Origin of the sequence: Pseudomonas chlororaphis (assembly GCF_001921865.1) — a bacterium.
Taxonomy (GTDB): Bacteria; Pseudomonadota; Gammaproteobacteria; order Pseudomonadales; family Pseudomonadaceae; genus Aquipseudomonas; species Aquipseudomonas chlororaphis_D.
On the sequence record NZ_MSCT01000005.1, the window covers coordinates 530,498 to 546,704 of the forward strand.

General features: G+C 60.4%; 13 protein-coding genes. All 13 read left to right on the top strand.

Going from position 1 to position 16,207, the window contains the following annotated elements:
* Positions 1–14: 14 nt before the first annotated feature.
* Positions 15–770 carry a polyprenyl diphosphate synthase gene (gene uppS / locus BTN82_RS05315; protein ID WP_075118108.1) on the top strand — a complete coding sequence of 252 codons (756 nt, stop codon included), beginning with the start codon at positions 15–17 and terminating at the stop codon, positions 768–770.
* Entirely contained in the window at positions 770–1,576 is an 807-nt protein-coding gene (locus tag BTN82_RS05320; RefSeq protein ID WP_075118109.1) for a phosphatidate cytidylyltransferase, read from the top strand. Before uppS ends, BTN82_RS05320 begins: the two co-directional genes overlap by 1 nt.
* Positions 1,573–2,763: a 1-deoxy-D-xylulose-5-phosphate reductoisomerase gene (ispC, locus tag BTN82_RS05325; RefSeq protein ID WP_075118110.1), complete on the top strand. Its 1,191-nt coding sequence runs from the start codon at positions 1,573–1,575 to the stop codon at positions 2,761–2,763. The genes BTN82_RS05320 and ispC overlap by 4 nt, the downstream gene beginning before the upstream one ends.
* 53 nt (positions 2,764–2,816) lie before the next feature.
* Complete coding sequence (gene rseP / locus BTN82_RS05330; protein ID WP_075118111.1) at positions 2,817–4,169, top strand: sigma E protease regulator RseP; 1,353 nt, start codon at positions 2,817–2,819, stop codon at positions 4,167–4,169.
* Between the two features lie 74 nt (positions 4,170–4,243).
* Positions 4,244–6,631 (top strand): outer membrane protein assembly factor BamA, encoded by a 2,388-nt coding sequence (gene bamA / locus BTN82_RS05335; RefSeq protein WP_075118112.1) that lies wholly within the window; start codon positions 4,244–4,246, stop codon positions 6,629–6,631.
* Positions 6,632–6,676: 45 nt separating this feature from the next.
* Positions 6,677–7,180, top strand: a complete 504-nt coding sequence (locus BTN82_RS05340; RefSeq protein ID WP_007924063.1) for an OmpH family outer membrane protein — start codon at positions 6,677–6,679, stop codon at positions 7,178–7,180.
* 3 nt (positions 7,181–7,183) lie between these two features.
* On the top strand, positions 7,184–8,239 hold the full coding sequence (lpxD, locus tag BTN82_RS05345) for a UDP-3-O-(3-hydroxymyristoyl)glucosamine N-acyltransferase (RefSeq protein WP_075118113.1): 1,056 nt from the start codon (positions 7,184–7,186) through the stop codon (positions 8,237–8,239).
* A gap of 109 nt (positions 8,240–8,348) precedes the next feature.
* The gene (gene fabZ, locus BTN82_RS05350) at positions 8,349–8,789 is read left to right on the top strand and encodes a 3-hydroxyacyl-ACP dehydratase FabZ (protein WP_007924058.1); all 441 of its coding nucleotides are present in this window, start codon (positions 8,349–8,351) and stop codon (positions 8,787–8,789) included.
* Positions 8,786–9,562, top strand: coding sequence for an acyl-ACP--UDP-N-acetylglucosamine O-acyltransferase (lpxA, locus tag BTN82_RS05355; protein WP_075118114.1), 777 nt, complete (start codon positions 8,786–8,788; stop codon positions 9,560–9,562). Before fabZ ends, lpxA begins: the two co-directional genes overlap by 4 nt.
* Before the next feature lie 2 nt (positions 9,563–9,564).
* On the top strand, positions 9,565–10,695 hold the full coding sequence (gene lpxB / locus BTN82_RS05360) for a lipid-A-disaccharide synthase (RefSeq protein ID WP_075118115.1): 1,131 nt from the start codon (positions 9,565–9,567) through the stop codon (positions 10,693–10,695).
* Between the two features lie 11 nt (positions 10,696–10,706).
* Positions 10,707–11,339, top strand: coding sequence for a ribonuclease HII (gene rnhB / locus BTN82_RS05365; RefSeq protein WP_186828356.1), 633 nt, complete (start codon positions 10,707–10,709; stop codon positions 11,337–11,339).
* Positions 11,340–11,408: 69 nt separating this feature from the next.
* A complete protein-coding gene (gene dnaE / locus BTN82_RS05370) occupies positions 11,409–14,930 on the top strand; it encodes a DNA polymerase III subunit alpha (protein WP_075118116.1) in 3,522 nt (1,173 codons plus the stop codon).
* Between the two features lie 139 nt (positions 14,931–15,069).
* Complete coding sequence (locus tag BTN82_RS05375; RefSeq protein ID WP_075118117.1) at positions 15,070–16,017, top strand: acetyl-CoA carboxylase carboxyltransferase subunit alpha; 948 nt, start codon at positions 15,070–15,072, stop codon at positions 16,015–16,017.
* Positions 16,018–16,207: the final 190 nt, after the last annotated feature.

Genomic DNA, 16,207 nt, shown 5'->3' on the forward strand with positions numbered 1-16,207 from the left:
GGGTCAGGACGTTCATGGACAAGACCAAGCAGCCTGTACCGTCTTCGGTGCCGCGCCATGTCGCGATCATCATGGATGGCAACAATCGCTGGGCCAAAAAACGCTTTATGCCGGGTGTCGCCGGGCATAAAGCGGGTGTCGATGCTGTTCGTGCGGTGATCGAGGTGTGTGCCGAGGCCAGGGTCGAGGTGCTGACCTTGTTCGCCTTTTCCAGTGAAAACTGGCAGCGGCCGGCCGATGAGGTCAGTGCCTTGATGGACCTGTTCTTCAAGGCATTGCGCCGTGAGGCCAAGCGCCTCAACGAAAACAACATCAGCCTTCGCATCATCGGCGACCGTTCGCGTTTTCATCCCGAGTTGCAGGCGGCGATGCGCGAGGCGGAAGCGATGACATCGGGCAGCGACCGCTTCATCTTGCAGATCGCCGCCAATTATGGCGGTCAATGGGATATCGCCCAGGCCGCCCAGCGCCTGGCGCGGGAGGTTCAGGCGGGGCACTTGCGTCCTGAGGACATCACCCCCGATCTGTTGCAAACCTGCCTGGCGACCGGCGACCTGCCGCTGCCGGACCTGTGCATCCGCACGGGGGGCGAGCACCGCATCAGCAACTTCCTGCTTTGGCAGCTGGCTTATGCCGAGTTGTATTTCTCCGACCTGTTCTGGCCGGACTTCAAACACGATGCCATGCGCGCCGCGCTGGCCGATTACGCTTCTCGCCAGCGCCGCTTCGGTAAAACGAGCGAGCAGGTCGAGGCTGGAGCCCGGGTTTAATGCTTAAACAACGAATCATTACTGCGCTGATCCTGCTGCCGATCGCCTTGTGCGGTTTTTTCCTGCTCGAAGGTTCCGCCTTTGCCTTGTTCATCGGGTTGGTGGTGACTCTCGGGGCCTGGGAGTGGGCGCGTCTGTCGGGGTTCGAGGCTCAGCCGACCCGCATTGCCTATGCAGTAGTGGTCGCTGCGTTGTTGTTCTTGATGCACTTGCTGCCGGGTGTCGCGCCTTGGGTGCTCGGTGCCGCGGTGCTTTGGTGGGGGCTGGCGACTTTCCTGGTGCTGACCTATCCACGCACCAGCGATCATTGGGCCGGTGTCGCGGCCAAACTGCTGATCGGCTTGCTGATTCTGCTGCCAGCCTGGCAGGGCCTGGTCTTCATCAAGCAGCAACCTCATGGCAACTGGCTGATCATGGCGGTAATGGTGCTGGTCTGGGGGGCGGATATCGGCGCCTACTTTTCCGGCAAGGCTTTCGGCAAGCGCAAGCTGGCGCCTCAGGTCAGTCCGGGCAAGAGCTGGGAAGGGGTGTATGGCGGCCTGCTGCTGAGCCTGGCAATCACGATGGCGGTTGGTCTGGTTGACCATTGGTCGCTCGGACGAATCATTCTTGGCCTGTTCGGCGCGGCTGTCGTGGTGTTCATCTCGGTGGTGGGCGACCTGACCGAAAGCATGTTCAAGCGTCAGGCCGGCATCAAGGACAGCAGTAATCTGCTGCCTGGCCATGGCGGCGTGCTCGATCGTATCGACAGCCTGACGGCCGCCATTCCGGTATTTGCCGTGCTGTTGTGGATGGCTGCATTGTGAGTCGCCCACAGCAGATCACGGTTCTCGGGGCGACTGGCTCCATCGGTCTCAGCACTCTGGATGTGATTGCCCGTCATCCCGAGCGTTATCAGGTTTTTGCCTTGAGCGGCTTCAGCCGCCTGGCCGAGTTGCTGGCGCTGTGCATTCGCCATGCTCCCCGTTTTGCCGTTGTCCCGCACAGTGCGGCCGCGCGCAGCTTGCAGGAAGACCTGCGCAATGCTGGTTCGCACACCCGTGTTCTGGTGGGCGAGGAGGGGCTATGCGAGGTAGCGTCCGATCCGGAAGTCGACGCGGTCATGGCGGCCATTGTTGGCGCCGCGGGCCTGCGTCCAACCCTGGCTGCGGTCGAGGCGGGCAAGAAAATCCTTCTGGCCAATAAAGAAGCCTTGGTCATGTCCGGCGCCCTGTTCATGCAGGCAGTGGGCAAGAGCGGGTCGGTACTGCTGCCCATCGACAGCGAGCACAACGCCATATTCCAGTGCATGCCGGCGGACTTTTCCCGCGGGTTGAGCCGTGTAGGGGTACGGCGAATCTTGCTGACCGCTTCCGGCGGCCCATTCCGGCAAACCCCGCTGTCCGAGTTGGAGCAAGTGACGCCCGAGCAGGCGTGCGCTCATCCCAATTGGTCCATGGGGCGCAAGATCTCCGTCGATTCGGCCAGCATGATGAATAAAGGTCTCGAGCTGATCGAGGCCTGCTGGCTGTTCGATGCGAAGCCGTCCCAGGTCGAGGTGGTGATTCATCCGCAGAGCGTGATTCACTCGCTGGTCGATTACGTGGACGGTTCGGTGCTGGCCCAGTTGGGTAATCCGGATATGCGCACGCCGATCGCCAACGCCTTGGCCTGGCCGGAGCGGATCGACTCCGGCGTGCCGCCCCTGGACCTGTTCGCGGTGGCGCGCCTGGACTTCCAGGCACCCGACGAAGAACGTTTCCCTTGTCTGCGCCTGGCGCGCCAGGCCGCCGAGGCAGGCAACAGTGCCCCGGCCATGCTGAACGCCGCCAATGAGGTGGCAGTGGCAGCGTTTCTCGAACGGCGCATCCGCTACCCCGAGATCGCGAGTATCATCGAGGAAGTTTTAAGCCTCGAACCGGTGGTTGCGGTCGATGAGTTGAGTGCCGTGTTCGCGGCAGACGCCAAAGCCCGTGCCCTGGCTGAGCAGTGGCTGGGCCGCAACGGACGGTAGGGTTGCGACAAACCTGAGCGTATCGGTACTGGATAGGATTGCGGAGAAAGTAGATGAGCGCGCTCTATATGATTGTCGGCACCCTGATCGCCCTGGGCGTGCTGGTCACCTTCCACGAATTCGGTCACTTCTGGGTGGCGCGCCGTTGCGGCGTCAAGGTCCTGCGTTTTTCTGTGGGCTTCGGTATGCCGCTGCTGCGCTGGCATGACCGCCAAGGCACCGAGTTCGTGATTGCCGCCATTCCGCTGGGTGGCTACGTGAAGATGCTTGACGAGCGTGAAGGCGAAGTTCCGGTCGATCAGCTCGATCAATCGTTCAACCGCAAGTCGGTTCGCCAGCGTATTGCCATTGTCGCTGCGGGGCCTGTCGCCAACTTCCTGCTGGCGCTGGTGTTTTTCTGGGTGTTGGCAATGCTCGGTACCGAGCAAGTGCGTCCGGTCATCGGCAGTGTCGAGGCGGGTAGCCTGGCCGCCAAGGCCGGCCTGAGTTCCGGTCAGGAAATTGTTGCAATCGATGGTGAGCCTACCTTGGGCTGGTCGGCGGTCAACTTGCAGCTGGTTCGTCGTCTGGGCGAAAGCGGCACCATGCAGTTGCTGGTGCGTGAGCAGGGCTCGACTGCCGATTCGCCGCGCGAACTGGTGCTCGACAACTGGCTCAAGGGCGCCGATGAGCCTGACCCCATTCGCTCCCTGGGCATTCGCCCCTGGCGCCCGGCGCTCGCTCCGATCCTGGCCGAGCTCGATCCGAAAGGCCCTGCCCAGGCTGCTGGCCTGAAAACCGGTGATCGTCTGCTGGCGCTGGATGGCCAGGCGCTGACCGATTGGCAGCAGGTTGTCGACTGGGTGCGTGTACGTCCTGATACCAAAATTGTGCTGCGCATTGAGCGTGACGGTGCTCAAATCGACGTCCCGGTCATCCTTGCCGCGCGCGGTAAGGAGAAAGTTGCCAGTGGCTATCTGGGGGCAGGGGTGAAGGCGGTCGATTGGCCACCGGAAATGCTTCGTGAAGTCAGTTATGGTCCGCTGGCAGCCATTGGCGAGGGTGCCCGGCGCACTTGGACCATGAGCGTGCTGACCCTCGATTCGCTGAAGAAAATGTTGTTCGGCGAGCTCTCGGTAAAAAACTTGAGTGGACCGATAACCATTGCTAAAGTGGCGGGCGCTTCTGCCCAGTCGGGCGTTGCTGATTTCTTGAATTTCCTTGCTTATCTGAGTATTAGCCTGGGGGTTCTGAATTTGCTGCCCATTCCTGTACTGGATGGGGGGCATTTGTTGTTTTATCTGATCGAGTGGGTGCGTGGTCGCCCCTTGTCGGATCGGGTGCAAGGTTGGGGGATACAGATCGGTATCAGTTTGGTGGTCGGGGTGATGTTGCTTGCCTTGGTCAACGATCTGGGTCGTCTGTAACGCTTCGCTGAATTGCGAATCTGCCGCATTTTGCGGCAGTTTGTTTATTGCCAGTTGGAATAAGAAAGGACTTCATGAAACGTCTGCTGCTAACTGCGGTTCTCACCGTATTGATGATCGCCGAAGTTCACGCCGAGTCCTTCACCATCTCCGATATTCGCGTTAACGGCCTCCAGCGGGTCTCCGCGGGTAGCGTCTTTGGGGCCTTGCCGTTGAACGTCGGTGAGCAGGCGGACGATCGTCGCCTGGTGGAATCCACTCGTGCGCTGTTCAAAACCGGTTTCTTTCAAGATATCCAGCTGGGCCGCGATGGCAATGTCCTGGTCATCACGGTAGTTGAGCGTCCGTCCGTTGCCAGTATCGAAATCGAAGGTAACAAGGCGATTTCCACCGAGGACCTGATGAAAGGCCTCAAGCAGTCCGGCCTTGCCGAGGGCGAAATCTTCCAGCGTGCGACCCTCGAAGGTGTGCGTAACGAACTGCAGCGCCAATATGTCGCTCAGGGCCGCTACTCGGCCACCGTTGACACCGAAGTGGTCCCGCAGCCGCGTAACCGTGTCGCGTTGAAGGTCAATATCAACGAAGGCACCGTAGCCGCTATCCAGCACATCAACGTCGTGGGCAATACCGTATTCCCGGACGAGGATCTGATCGAGCTGTTCGAACTCAAGACCACCAACTGGCTGTCGTTCTTCAAGAACGACGACAAGTATGCGCGCGAGAAGCTGTCCGGTGACCTGGAGCGCCTGCGTTCCTACTATCTGGACCGTGGCTATATCAACATGGATATTGCCTCGACCCAGGTGTCCATCACCCCGGACAAGAAGCACGTCTATATCACTGTGAACGTCAACGAAGGCGAGAAGTACAGCGTTCGTGACGTGAAGCTCAGCGGTGACCTGAAAGTGCCTGAAGACCAGGTCAAGTCGCTGCTGCTGGTCGAGAAGGGCCAGGTGTTCTCGCGCAAGCTGATGACCACCACTTCCGAACTGATCACCCGCCGCCTGGGTAACGAAGGCTATACCTTCGCCAACGTCAACGGCGTGCCGCAGCCTCACGACGACGATCACACCGTCGATATCACTTTTGTGGTCGACCCAGGCAAGCGTGCCTACGTGAACCGCATCAACTTCCGCGGCAACACCAAGTCCGAAGACGAAGTGCTGCGCCGTGAAATGCGCCAGATGGAAGGCGGCTGGGCTTCGACCTACCTGATCGACCAGTCCAAGACCCGTCTGGAACGCCTGGGCTTCTTCAAGGAAGTCAACGTCGAAACCCCGGCCGTGCCAGGTGTCGACGACCAGGTGGACGTCAACTACGCGGTTGAAGAGCAGGCTTCCGGTTCGATTACCGCCAGCGTCGGTTTCGCCCAGAGCGCCGGTCTGATCCTGGGTGGTTCGATTACCCAGAACAACTTCCTGGGTACCGGTAACAAGGTCACCATCGGCCTGACCCGCAGTGAATACCAGAGCCGCTACAACTTCGGCTATGTCGACCCCTACTGGACCGCCGACGGCGTGAGCCTGGGTTACAACGCCTTCTATCGCACTACCGACTACGACGACCTCGATGTCGATGTAGCGAGCTATGCGGTGGACAGCCTGGGTGCTGGCGTCAGCGTTGGCTACCCGATCAGCGAGACTTCGCGTCTGACCTTCGGTCTGACTGCGCAGCAGGACAAGATCAAGACTGGTCGTTATACCGTCGATGAGATCTTCGACTTCGTTAACCGCGAAGGCGACAACTACCTGAACTTCAAGGCTTCGGCCGGCTGGTCCGAGTCGACCCTGAACAAAGGCGTGCTGGCAACCCGTGGCCACTCTCAGAGCCTGGTCCTGGAAGCCACTACTCCAGGTAGCGACTTGTCGTTCTTCAAGCTCGACTACCGTGGCCAGTTGTTCCAGCCGCTGACCGACACCTACACCATGCGCTTGCACACCGAGTTGGGTTATGGCGATGGTTACGGTTCGACCGATGGCTTGCCGTTCTATGAAAACTACTATGCTGGTGGTTTCAACTCGGTTCGTGGTTTCAAGGACAGCACCTTGGGTCCTCGTAGTACTCCAAGTCGTGGTGTCGGTGCGACGGGTAACTCCGGCACAGTACTTGACCCGGATCAGGATGCGCTGCCATTCGGTGGCAACGTGCTGATCCAGGGCGGTGTCGAGGTGCTGTTCCCAATGCCATTTGTCAAGGATCAACGTTCGCTGCGGACTTCGGTGTTCTGGGATGTGGGTAACGTATTCGACTCTAAGTGTGAGAAGACCACTAACACCAATGGTTCGTCGTCCAACACTCAATGTAACGACATCAGCCTGAGCAATCTGGCCAGCTCCGTGGGTGTCGGCGTGACCTGGGTAACCGCCCTGGGACCGCTGAGTTTTGCTCTGGCGATGCCGATCAAGAAACCTGACGACGCTGATACCCAGGTGTTCCAATTCTCCCTCGGTCAGACTTTCTAATAGCCTGACCCAAGATAACGACAACGGATTTTGTAGGAGTGCATCGTGCGTAAGTTGACTCAATTGGTTCTCCTGGCGACGGTCCTGGTAGCAGGCCCGGCCTTCGCCGACATGAAAATCGCCGTACTGAACTACCAGATGGCTCTGCTGGAGTCCGATGCTGCGAAGAAATACGCAGTGGATGCAGAGAAGAAGTTCGGCCCGCAACTGAACAAGCTGAAAACCCTGGAAAGCAGTGCCAAGGGTATTCAGGATCGCCTGGTGGCCGGTGGCGACAAGATGCAGCAGGGCGAGCGTGAACGCCTGGAACTCGAATTCAAGCAAAAAGCCCGTGACTTCCAGTTCCAGTCCAAGGAACTGAACGAAGCCAAGGCCGTTGCCGATCGTGAAATGCTCAAGCAACTGAAGCCGAAACTCGACAGCGCCGTGGAAGAAGTCATCAAGAAAGGTGGTTTTGACCTGGTGTTCGAGCGTGGTGCAGTGATTGATGTCAAACCGCAGTACGACATCACTCGCCAGGTTATCGAGCGCATGAATCAGCTGAAGTAATCCATGACAGCGACTATAAAGCTCGGCCAGTTGGCCGAGTTCCTCGGAGCCACCCTGCGTGGTTCGGCGGAGAAAGAAATCACTGGGCTAGCCACCTTGCAGGAGGCTGGCCCAGCTCAGTTGAGCTTTTTGGCAAATCCCCAATACCGTAAATACCTGGCTGACAGTCAGGCTGGAGCCGTGCTGCTGAAGGCGGCGGATGCCGAGAGTTACGCCGGTGATGCCTTGGTCGTGGCCGATCCCTACCTGTCGTATGCGCGGATTTCCCACCTGTTCGACCCCAAGCCCAAAGCGCCAGCCGGTATTCATCCGACTGCGGTGATTGCCGAGGATGCGTCGGTCGACGCGACTGCCAGCATCGGTCCGTTTGCGGTCATCGAGAGCGGCGCGCAAATCGACGCGGGTGTCTCGATCGGTGCCCATTGTGTGGTCGGCGCGCGTTGCCAGATCGGCGAAGGCGGCTGGCTGGCACCGCGGGTGACGCTGTATCACGATGTGCGTATCGGCAAGCGGGTGGTTATCCAATCCGGTGCGGTACTCGGCGGCGAAGGTTTCGGTTTTGCCAACGAGAAGGGCATCTGGCGGAAAATCGCCCAGGTCGGCGGTGTCGTCATTGGCGATGATGTCGAGATCGGGGTGAATACCGCTATCGATCGCGGGGCGCTGGCCGATACCGTGATCGGCAACGGGGTGAAGCTGGATAACCAGATTCAGATCGCCCACAACGTCCAGGTCGGCGATCACACGGCAATGGCCGCTTGCGTCGGTATTTCCGGCAGCACCAAGATCGGTAAGCACTGCATGCTCGCCGGCGGTGTCGGGCTGGTCGGCCACATCGATATTTGCGACAACGTTTTCCTGACCGGGATGACCATGGTGACTCACTCGATTACCGAGCCGGGTTCCTATTCTTCCGGTACAGCCATGCAACCTGCTGCCGAGTGGCGCAAAAGCGCGGCGCGCATCCGTCAGCTCGATGATCTCGCGCGGCGTCTGCGACAGCTGGAAAAGCGCGTAGGGGACGTGACCCCCGACGGTAAAGCTTCATCAGATGGCTGATACCATTTCCATATCAAGTGTGCACAGCCGCTAGACTGCCTCCTTGATTTGCTAGAGGAGCGCGTGCCAGTCGCGCGCTCCCAATCTTTACTACAGGCTTCCCCCCGAAATGATGGACATCAACGAGATTCGCGAATACCTGCCTCACCGTTACCCGTTCCTGTTGGTGGACCGGGTGGTGGACCTGGATGTTGAGGGCAAGTGCATTCGTGCCTACAAGAATGTCAGCATCAACGAACCTTTCTTCAATGGTCACTTCCCTGCGCATCCGATCATGCCGGGCGTGCTGATCATCGAAGCCATGGCTCAGGCTGCGGGCATCCTGGGTTTCAAGATGCTGGACGTGAAGCCGGCCGATGGCACCCTCTATTACTTCGTAGGCTCCGACAAGCTGCGCTTCCGCCAGCCGGTACTGCCGGGCGACCAATTGATCCTGGAAGCCAAGTTCATCAGTTGCAAGCGCCAGATCTGGAAGTTCGAATGCCAGGCCTCGGTCGATGGCAAGCCAGTCTGCTCCGCTGAGATCATCTGCGCGGAACGCAAACTATGAGTTTGATTGACCCTCGCGCAATCATCGATCCGACAGCCGTCCTGGCTGACGGCGTTGAGGTTGGCCCGTGGTCGATCGTTGGCGCCGGCGTGGAGATCGGCGAGGGTACGGTGATCGGGCCGCATGTGATTCTCAAGGGCCCGACCCGGATCGGTAAGCACAACCGCATCTACCAGTTTTCCTCGGTAGGCGAAGACACTCCCGATCTGAAATACAAGGGCGAGGAAACTCGCCTGGTGATTGGCGACCACAACGTCATCCGCGAAGGCGTGACCATTCATCGTGGCACTGTCCAGGATCGCTCCGAGACCACCCTTGGTGATCACAACCTGGTCATGGCGTACGCCCATATCGGTCACGACAGCGTGATCGGCAACCATTGCATTCTGGTCAATAACACCGCGTTGGCCGGCCATGTGCATGTGGACGACTGGGCCATCCTGTCCGGCTTTACCCTGGTTCACCAGTACTGCCATATCGGCGCCCACAGCTTTTCCGGCATGGGAACGGCGATCGGCAAGGATGTTCCGGCTTTTGTCACTGTCTTCGGCAACCCGGCCGAAGCACGCAGCATGAACTTCGAGGGCATGCGCCGTCGCGGTTTCAGCGAAGACGCGATTCACGCCCTGCGTCGAGCCTACAAAGTGGTTTATCGCCAGGGGCTGACCGTCGATCAGGCGCTCGCCGAATTGGCAGAGGCTGCTGAACAGTTTCCCGAAGTCGCGGTGTTTCGCGATTCGATCCAGTCTTCGACCCGCGGCATTACCCGTTAATCATGAGCACATTGCGTATTGCGCTGGTGGCTGGCGAAGCCTCCGGCGACATTCTTGGCGCCGGTTTGATGCGCGCGCTCAAGGCCCAGCATCCGGCTGTTGAGTTTATCGGTGTCGGTGGCCCGCTGATGCAGGCCGAAGGCCTGACTTCCTATTTCCCGATGGAGCGCCTGGCGGTCATGGGGCTGGTGGAGGTCCTGGGACGCTTGCGCGAACTGCTGGCCCGCCGCAAAAAGCTGATTCAGACCCTGATTGCCGAAAAACCGGATGTGTTTATCGGCATCGACGCGCCCGATTTCAACCTGAATATCGAACTCAAATTGCGCCAGGCCGGGATCAAGACTGTGCATTACGTCAGCCCTTCGGTCTGGGCCTGGCGGCAGAAACGCGTGCTGAAGATTCGCGAAGGCTGCGACCTGATGCTGACGCTGTTTCCGTTCGAGGCCAGGTTCTATGAAGAAAAGGGCGTGCCGGTGCGATTCGTCGGGCACTCCCTGGCCGATGCCATTCCATTGGAGGCCGACCGGGCTGCGGCGCGTGCCGAGCTGGGCTTGCCCGATGGGCCGCTGGTTGCGCTGATGCCGGGCAGCCGGGGCGGCGAAGTCGGGCGCCTGGGCGCCTTGTTCCTCGATGCGGCGCAGCGCCTGCGCGCGTTGCGCCCCGGGGTGCGGTTTGTCATGCCTTGCGCGAGCCCCGAGCGCCGCGCTCAGCTGGAAGAGTTGCTGGCCGGGCGGGATTTACCGCTGACCCTGCTCAACGGCCAGTCGCACCAGGCGCTGGCGGCGTGCGATGCGGTCCTGATCGCGTCCGGCACTGCGACCCTTGAGGCGCTGCTGTATAAGCGCCCGATGGTCGTTGCCTACCGCCTGGCGCCGCTGACCTTCTGGATTCTCAAGCGCATGGTCAAGAGTCCTTATATTTCCCTGCCGAACCTGTTGGCCCAGCGTCTGCTGGTGCCTGAGTTGCTGCAGGACGATGCGACTGCGCAAGCCCTGGCCCAGACTCTGTCGCCCTTGATCGAAGACGGACAAGAGCAGACCCGAGGGTTTGACGAGATTCATCGCACGTTGCGCCGGGACGCCTCCAACCAGGCGGCTGAAGCGGTGCTGAACCTGATTGGCAAGCCGGCATGAGTAAAGAAAAGATGCAGATGGGCCTGGATTTCTCCCTGGTGGCCGATGCCGAAGACCTGGTGGCCGGTGTCGACGAAGTCGGGCGCGGCCCGTTGTGCGGCGCGGTGGTCACGGCTGCGGTTATTCTGGATCCGAATCGGCCGATTCTCGGTCTGAACGACTCGAAGAAACTCACCGAGGCCCGTCGCGAAAAACTCTATGACGAGATTTGTGAAAAGGCCCTGAGCTGGTGTGTCGCCCGCGCCGAAGTCGAGGAAATCGACGAGCTGAACATCTTGCATGCCACGATGCTGGCCATGCAGCGTGCGGTGGAAGGGCTGAGCGTGACCCCGAAACTGGCGATGATCGACGGCAATCGTTGTCCGAAACTGTCGATGCCCGCCGAGGCCGTGGTCCAGGGCGACAGCAAGGTCCCGGCGATTGCCGCGGCGTCGATTCTGGCCAAGGTCAGTCGGGATCGCGAGATGGCGGCGTTCGAGCTGATCTATCCCGGTTATGGCATTGGCGGGCACAAGGGCTATCCGACTCCCGTTCATCTGGAAGCGCTGGCGCGTCTGGGGCCGACGCCGATTCACCGGCGCTCGTTCGCACCGGTACGCCAAGCCTACGAAGCCCGTGAGAGTGCGGGCGAGATTCAGTCCTGAGGCTGATGTTTTAGCCAAGGCCCGGTACAATCCGGGCCTTGTTGTTTTCGCGCTATTTACAGGATCACTATGCCGGCTTCATTCGTTCATCTACGCCTGCACACTGAATACTCCCTGGTTGACGGCCTGGTGCGGATCAAGCCGTTGGTCAAGACGTTGGCCGGCATGGGCATGCCCGCGGTGGCGGTCACCGACCAGAACAACATGTGCTCCCTGGTCAAGTTCTACAAGGCAGCCATGGGCGCCGGGATCAAGCCGATCTGCGGTGCCGACCTGTGGATGCCGAACAAGGACCCCGAAGGCCCCCTGAGCCGTATCAGCCTGTTGGTGATGAACCCCTTGGGTTATCGCAACCTGACCGAGCTGATTTCCCGCGGCTTCATCGAAGGCCAGCGCAATGGCCAGATCATTATTGAGCGCGAATGGGTGGTCGAGGCCGCCGAAGGCCTGATCATGCTCTCGGCAGCCAAAGAGGGCGAGGTGGGCATGGCCCTGATCGCCGGCGACTTGCAGGAAGCAGAAAACCTGGCCAGCGATTGGATGGCGGTGTTCCAGGATCGGTTCTACCTGGAAGTGCAGCGCACCAGCCGCCCCAACGACGAAGAGCACTTGCACGCCGCCGTGGCCCTGGCGGATAAGCTGGGTGCGCCGCTGGTGGCGTCCAACGACGTGCGTTTCATCAAGCCGGAAGACTTCGAAGCTCACGAAACCCGGGTGTGCATCGGCGAGGGCCGCGCCCTCGACGACCCGCGCCGTTCGAAGAACTACAGCGATCAGCAGTACCTGAAAAGCGCCGAGGAAATGGCCGAGCTGTTCAGCGACCTGCCCGAGGCGCTGGAAAACACCGTCGAGATCGCCAAGCGCTGCAATATCGAAGTGAAGCTGGGCAAGCACTTCCTGCCCAACTTCCCAATTCCCGATGGCATGACCATCGACGAGTATTTCCGCAAGGTGTCCTTCGACGGCCTGGACGAGCGCCTGGCGGTACTGCTGCCCAAGGACACCACCGAAGACTACGACGCCAAGCGCCAGGTGTATGTCGACCGTTTGAATTTCGAGCTGGATATCATCATCCAGATGGGGTTCCCCGGTTACTTCCTGATCGTTATGGACTTTATCCAGTGGGCCAAGAGCAACGGCGTGCCGGTCGGCCCCGGCCGTGGATCGGGTGCCGGGTCGCTGGTGGCCTATGTGCAGAAGATCACCGACCTCGACCCGCTGGAATATGACCTGCTGTTCGAACGTTTCCTCAACCCGGAACGGGTTTCCATGCCCGACTTCGACGTCGACTTCTGCATGGATGGCCGCGACCGGGTCATCGACTATGTGGCCGAGAAATACGGCCGCAACGCGGTAAGCCAGATCATCACCTTCGGTTCCATGGCCGCCAAGGCCGTGGTACGCGACGTGGCGCGGGTGCAGGGCAAGTCCTACGGCTTGGCCGACCGTCTGTCGAAGATGATCCCCTTCGAGGTCGGCATGACCCTGGAGAAGGCCTACGAGCAGGAAGAAATCCTGCGGGACTTCATCAAGGTCGATGAAGAGGCGGCGGAAATCTGGGATATGGCCCTCAAGCTCGAGGGTGTTACCCGGGGCACCGGCAAGCACGCCGGGGGCGTGGTGATCGCGCCTACCAAGCTCACCGACTTTTCGCCGATCTCCTGCGACGAGGAAGGCGGCGGCCTGGTGACTCAGTTCGACAAGGACGACGTCGAGGCGGCCGGCCTGGTGAAGTTCGACTTCCTCGGTCTGCGGACCCTGACGATCATCGACTGGGCGCTCGGCACCATCAACCGGGATCGGGCCAAGACCGGCGAGGCTCCGCTGGACATCGCCTTCATTCCGCTCGACGACAAGCCGACCTACAGCCTGCTGCAAAAAGCTGAAACCACCGCGGTGTTCCAGCTTGAATCCCGCGGCATGAAAGAGCTGATCAAGAAGCTCAAGCCCGACTGCCTGGAAGACTTGATCGCACTGGTGGCCCTGTTCCGCCCGGGGCCGCTGCAATCGGGCATGGTGGATGACTTCATCAACCGCAAGCACGGGCGCGCCGAGCTGGCGTACCCGCACCCGGACTATCAGTACGAAGGCCTGCAGCCAGTATTGGCGCCGACCTACGGCATCATCCTGTACCAGGAACAGGTGATGCAGATCGCCCAGGTCATGGCCGGCTACACCCTTGGCGGCGCGGACATGCTGCGTCGCGCCATGGGTAAAAAGAAGCCCGAGGAGATGGCCAAGCAGCGCGGCGGCTTTATCGAAGGCTGTGCCAGCAACGGTATCGATGCCGACCTGGCGGGCAACATTTTCGACCTGGTGGAAAAGTTCGCCGGCTACGGCTTCAACAAGTCCCACTCCGCCGCCTACGGCCTGGTGTCCTACCAGACCGCCTGGCTCAAGGCGCATTATCCGGCGCCTTTCATGGCCGCCGTACTCTCGGCGGATATGCACAACACCGACAAGGTCGTGACCTTGATCGAGGAAGTGCGGACCATGAAGCTGCGCCTGGATGCCCCGGACGTGAACACTTCCGAGTTCAAGTTCACGGTGAACGACGAAGGCCGCATCGTGTACGGCCTTGGCGCGATCAAGGGCGTCGGCGAGGGGCCGGTGGAAGCAATCACCGAGGCGCGCGCGGACGGCCCGTTCAAGGACCTGTTCGATTTCTGTGCCCGAGTCGACCTCAAGCGCATTAACAAGCGCACCCTGGATGGCCTGATTCGCAGCGGTGCCCTGGATCGCCTGGGCCCGTATTTCCATGACGAGCCGAAAGCCTATCAGGCCAGCATCGACCAGAACCGCGCGGTACTGCTGGCGGCGATGGAAGAGGCGATCAAGTCCGCGGAACAGACCGCCCGGACCCATGACAGTGGGCATGCGGACCTGTTCGGCGGCCTGTTCGTCGAAGAGGACGCAGACGTCTACGCCAGCCATCGCAAAGCCAAGGAACTGACCCTCAAGGAACGTCTGAAAGGCGAGAAGGACACGCTGGGCCTGTACCTGACCGGTCACCCGATCGATGAGTACGAAGGGGAAATCCGCCGTTTCGCCCGCCAGCGCATCGTCGACCTGAAACCGGCGCGCGATACCCAGACCGTCGCGGGCATGATCATTGCCCTGCGGGTGATGAAGAACAAGAAGGGCGACAAGATGGGCTTCATTACCCTGGACGACCGTTCGGGGCGGATCGAGGCTTCGCTGTTCGCCGATGCTTTCCATTCGGCGCAGTCGCTGCTGCAGACCGACGCAATGGTGGTGGTCGAGGGCGAGGTCAGCAACGACGACTTTTCCGGCGGCCTGCGCCTGCGGGTCAAGCGGGTGATGAGCATGGAGGACGCTCGAACCAGCCTGGCGGAAAGCCTGCGCTTGAAGGTGCGTACCGAAGCGCTCAAGGGCGATCAGCTACGCTGGCTGGGGGAGCTGTGCAAGCGTCATCGCGGTGCTTGCCCGATCTCCATGGAGTACACCAAGGAGGACGCCAAGGCCTTGCTGCAGTTCGGCGAAGCCTGGCGAATCGATCCGGCGGATGCCTTGATTCAAGCCCTGCGTGACCAGTTCGGGCGAGACAACGTCTTCCTCCAATACCGTTGACGGTCAGGCGCATAAAAGGGCGCCGATCTCGACCCGAATTTTTAATCTCGACCTGAACGCGCCTCTCCCTTAAGGTAGGGCGCGAATAGACAACCGGCCGGCCCAAGCTCTCTTGGACGTCGACCCAAGACGGACGCCTATGAACCCGAATTTTCTTGATTTCGAACAGCCGATCGCCGACCTGCAAGCCAAGATCGAAGAGTTGCGCTTGGTCGGTAATGACAATTCGCTGAATATCGGCGATGAGATCTCCCGCCTGCAAGAGAAGAGCAGCACCTTGACCGAAGACATCTTCGGCAAGCTGACCAGCTGGCAGATCGCACGTCTGGCGCGTCACCCGCGTCGTCCGTACACCCTGGACTACATCGAACACATCTTCACCGAATTCGACGAGCTGCATGGCGACCGTCACTTCTCCGACGACGCCGCGATCGTTGGCGGTGTTGCGCGCCTGGACGACCAGCCGGTCATGATCATCGGCCACCAGAAAGGCCGCGAAGTGCGCGAGAAAGTCCGTCGCAACTTCGGCATGCCGCGTCCTGAAGGCTATCGCAAGGCTTGCCGCCTGATGGAAATGGCCGAGCGCTTCAAGATGCCAATCCTGACCTTCATCGATACCCCGGGCGCCTACCCGGGCATCGACGCCGAAGAGCGCAACCAGAGCGAGGCGATTGCCTGGAATCTGCGAGTCATGGCCCGCCTGAAAACCCCGATCATCGCTACCGTGATCGGCGAAGGCGGCTCCGGCGGCGCGCTGGCCATCGGCGTCTGCGACCAGTTGAACATGCTGCAGTACTCCACTTACGCGGTGATCTCGCCGGAAGGCTGTGCCTCGATCCTGTGGAAAACCGCCGAGAAAGCGCCGGACGCTGCCGAAGCCATGGGCATCACCGCCGAGCGCCTGAAAAGCCTGAACATTGTCGACAAGGTCATCGGCGAGCCATTGGGTGGTGCGCACCGTGATCCGGCCGCTGCTTCTGCCTCGATCCGCGCCGAGCTGATCTCCCAGCTGGCGATGCTCAAGAAAATGGATAACGACACCTTGCTGGCTCGTCGTTACGAGCGCTTGATGAGCTACGGTCTCTGATCGACCGACGTTCCTTGTAGGAGCGAGCTTGCTCGCGAAAGCCCCGAATCGCGATTCGGGGCTTTTCAATCAGCGCGAACAGGCTTGCTTTCTATTCGGGGGCCGCTCGTCCATGAGCTCATTCGATTCGCGTCTTGCGCAACAATTGTTGCAGCGCCTCACGCCCTGGCTGGATAGATCAGCCTGGCGC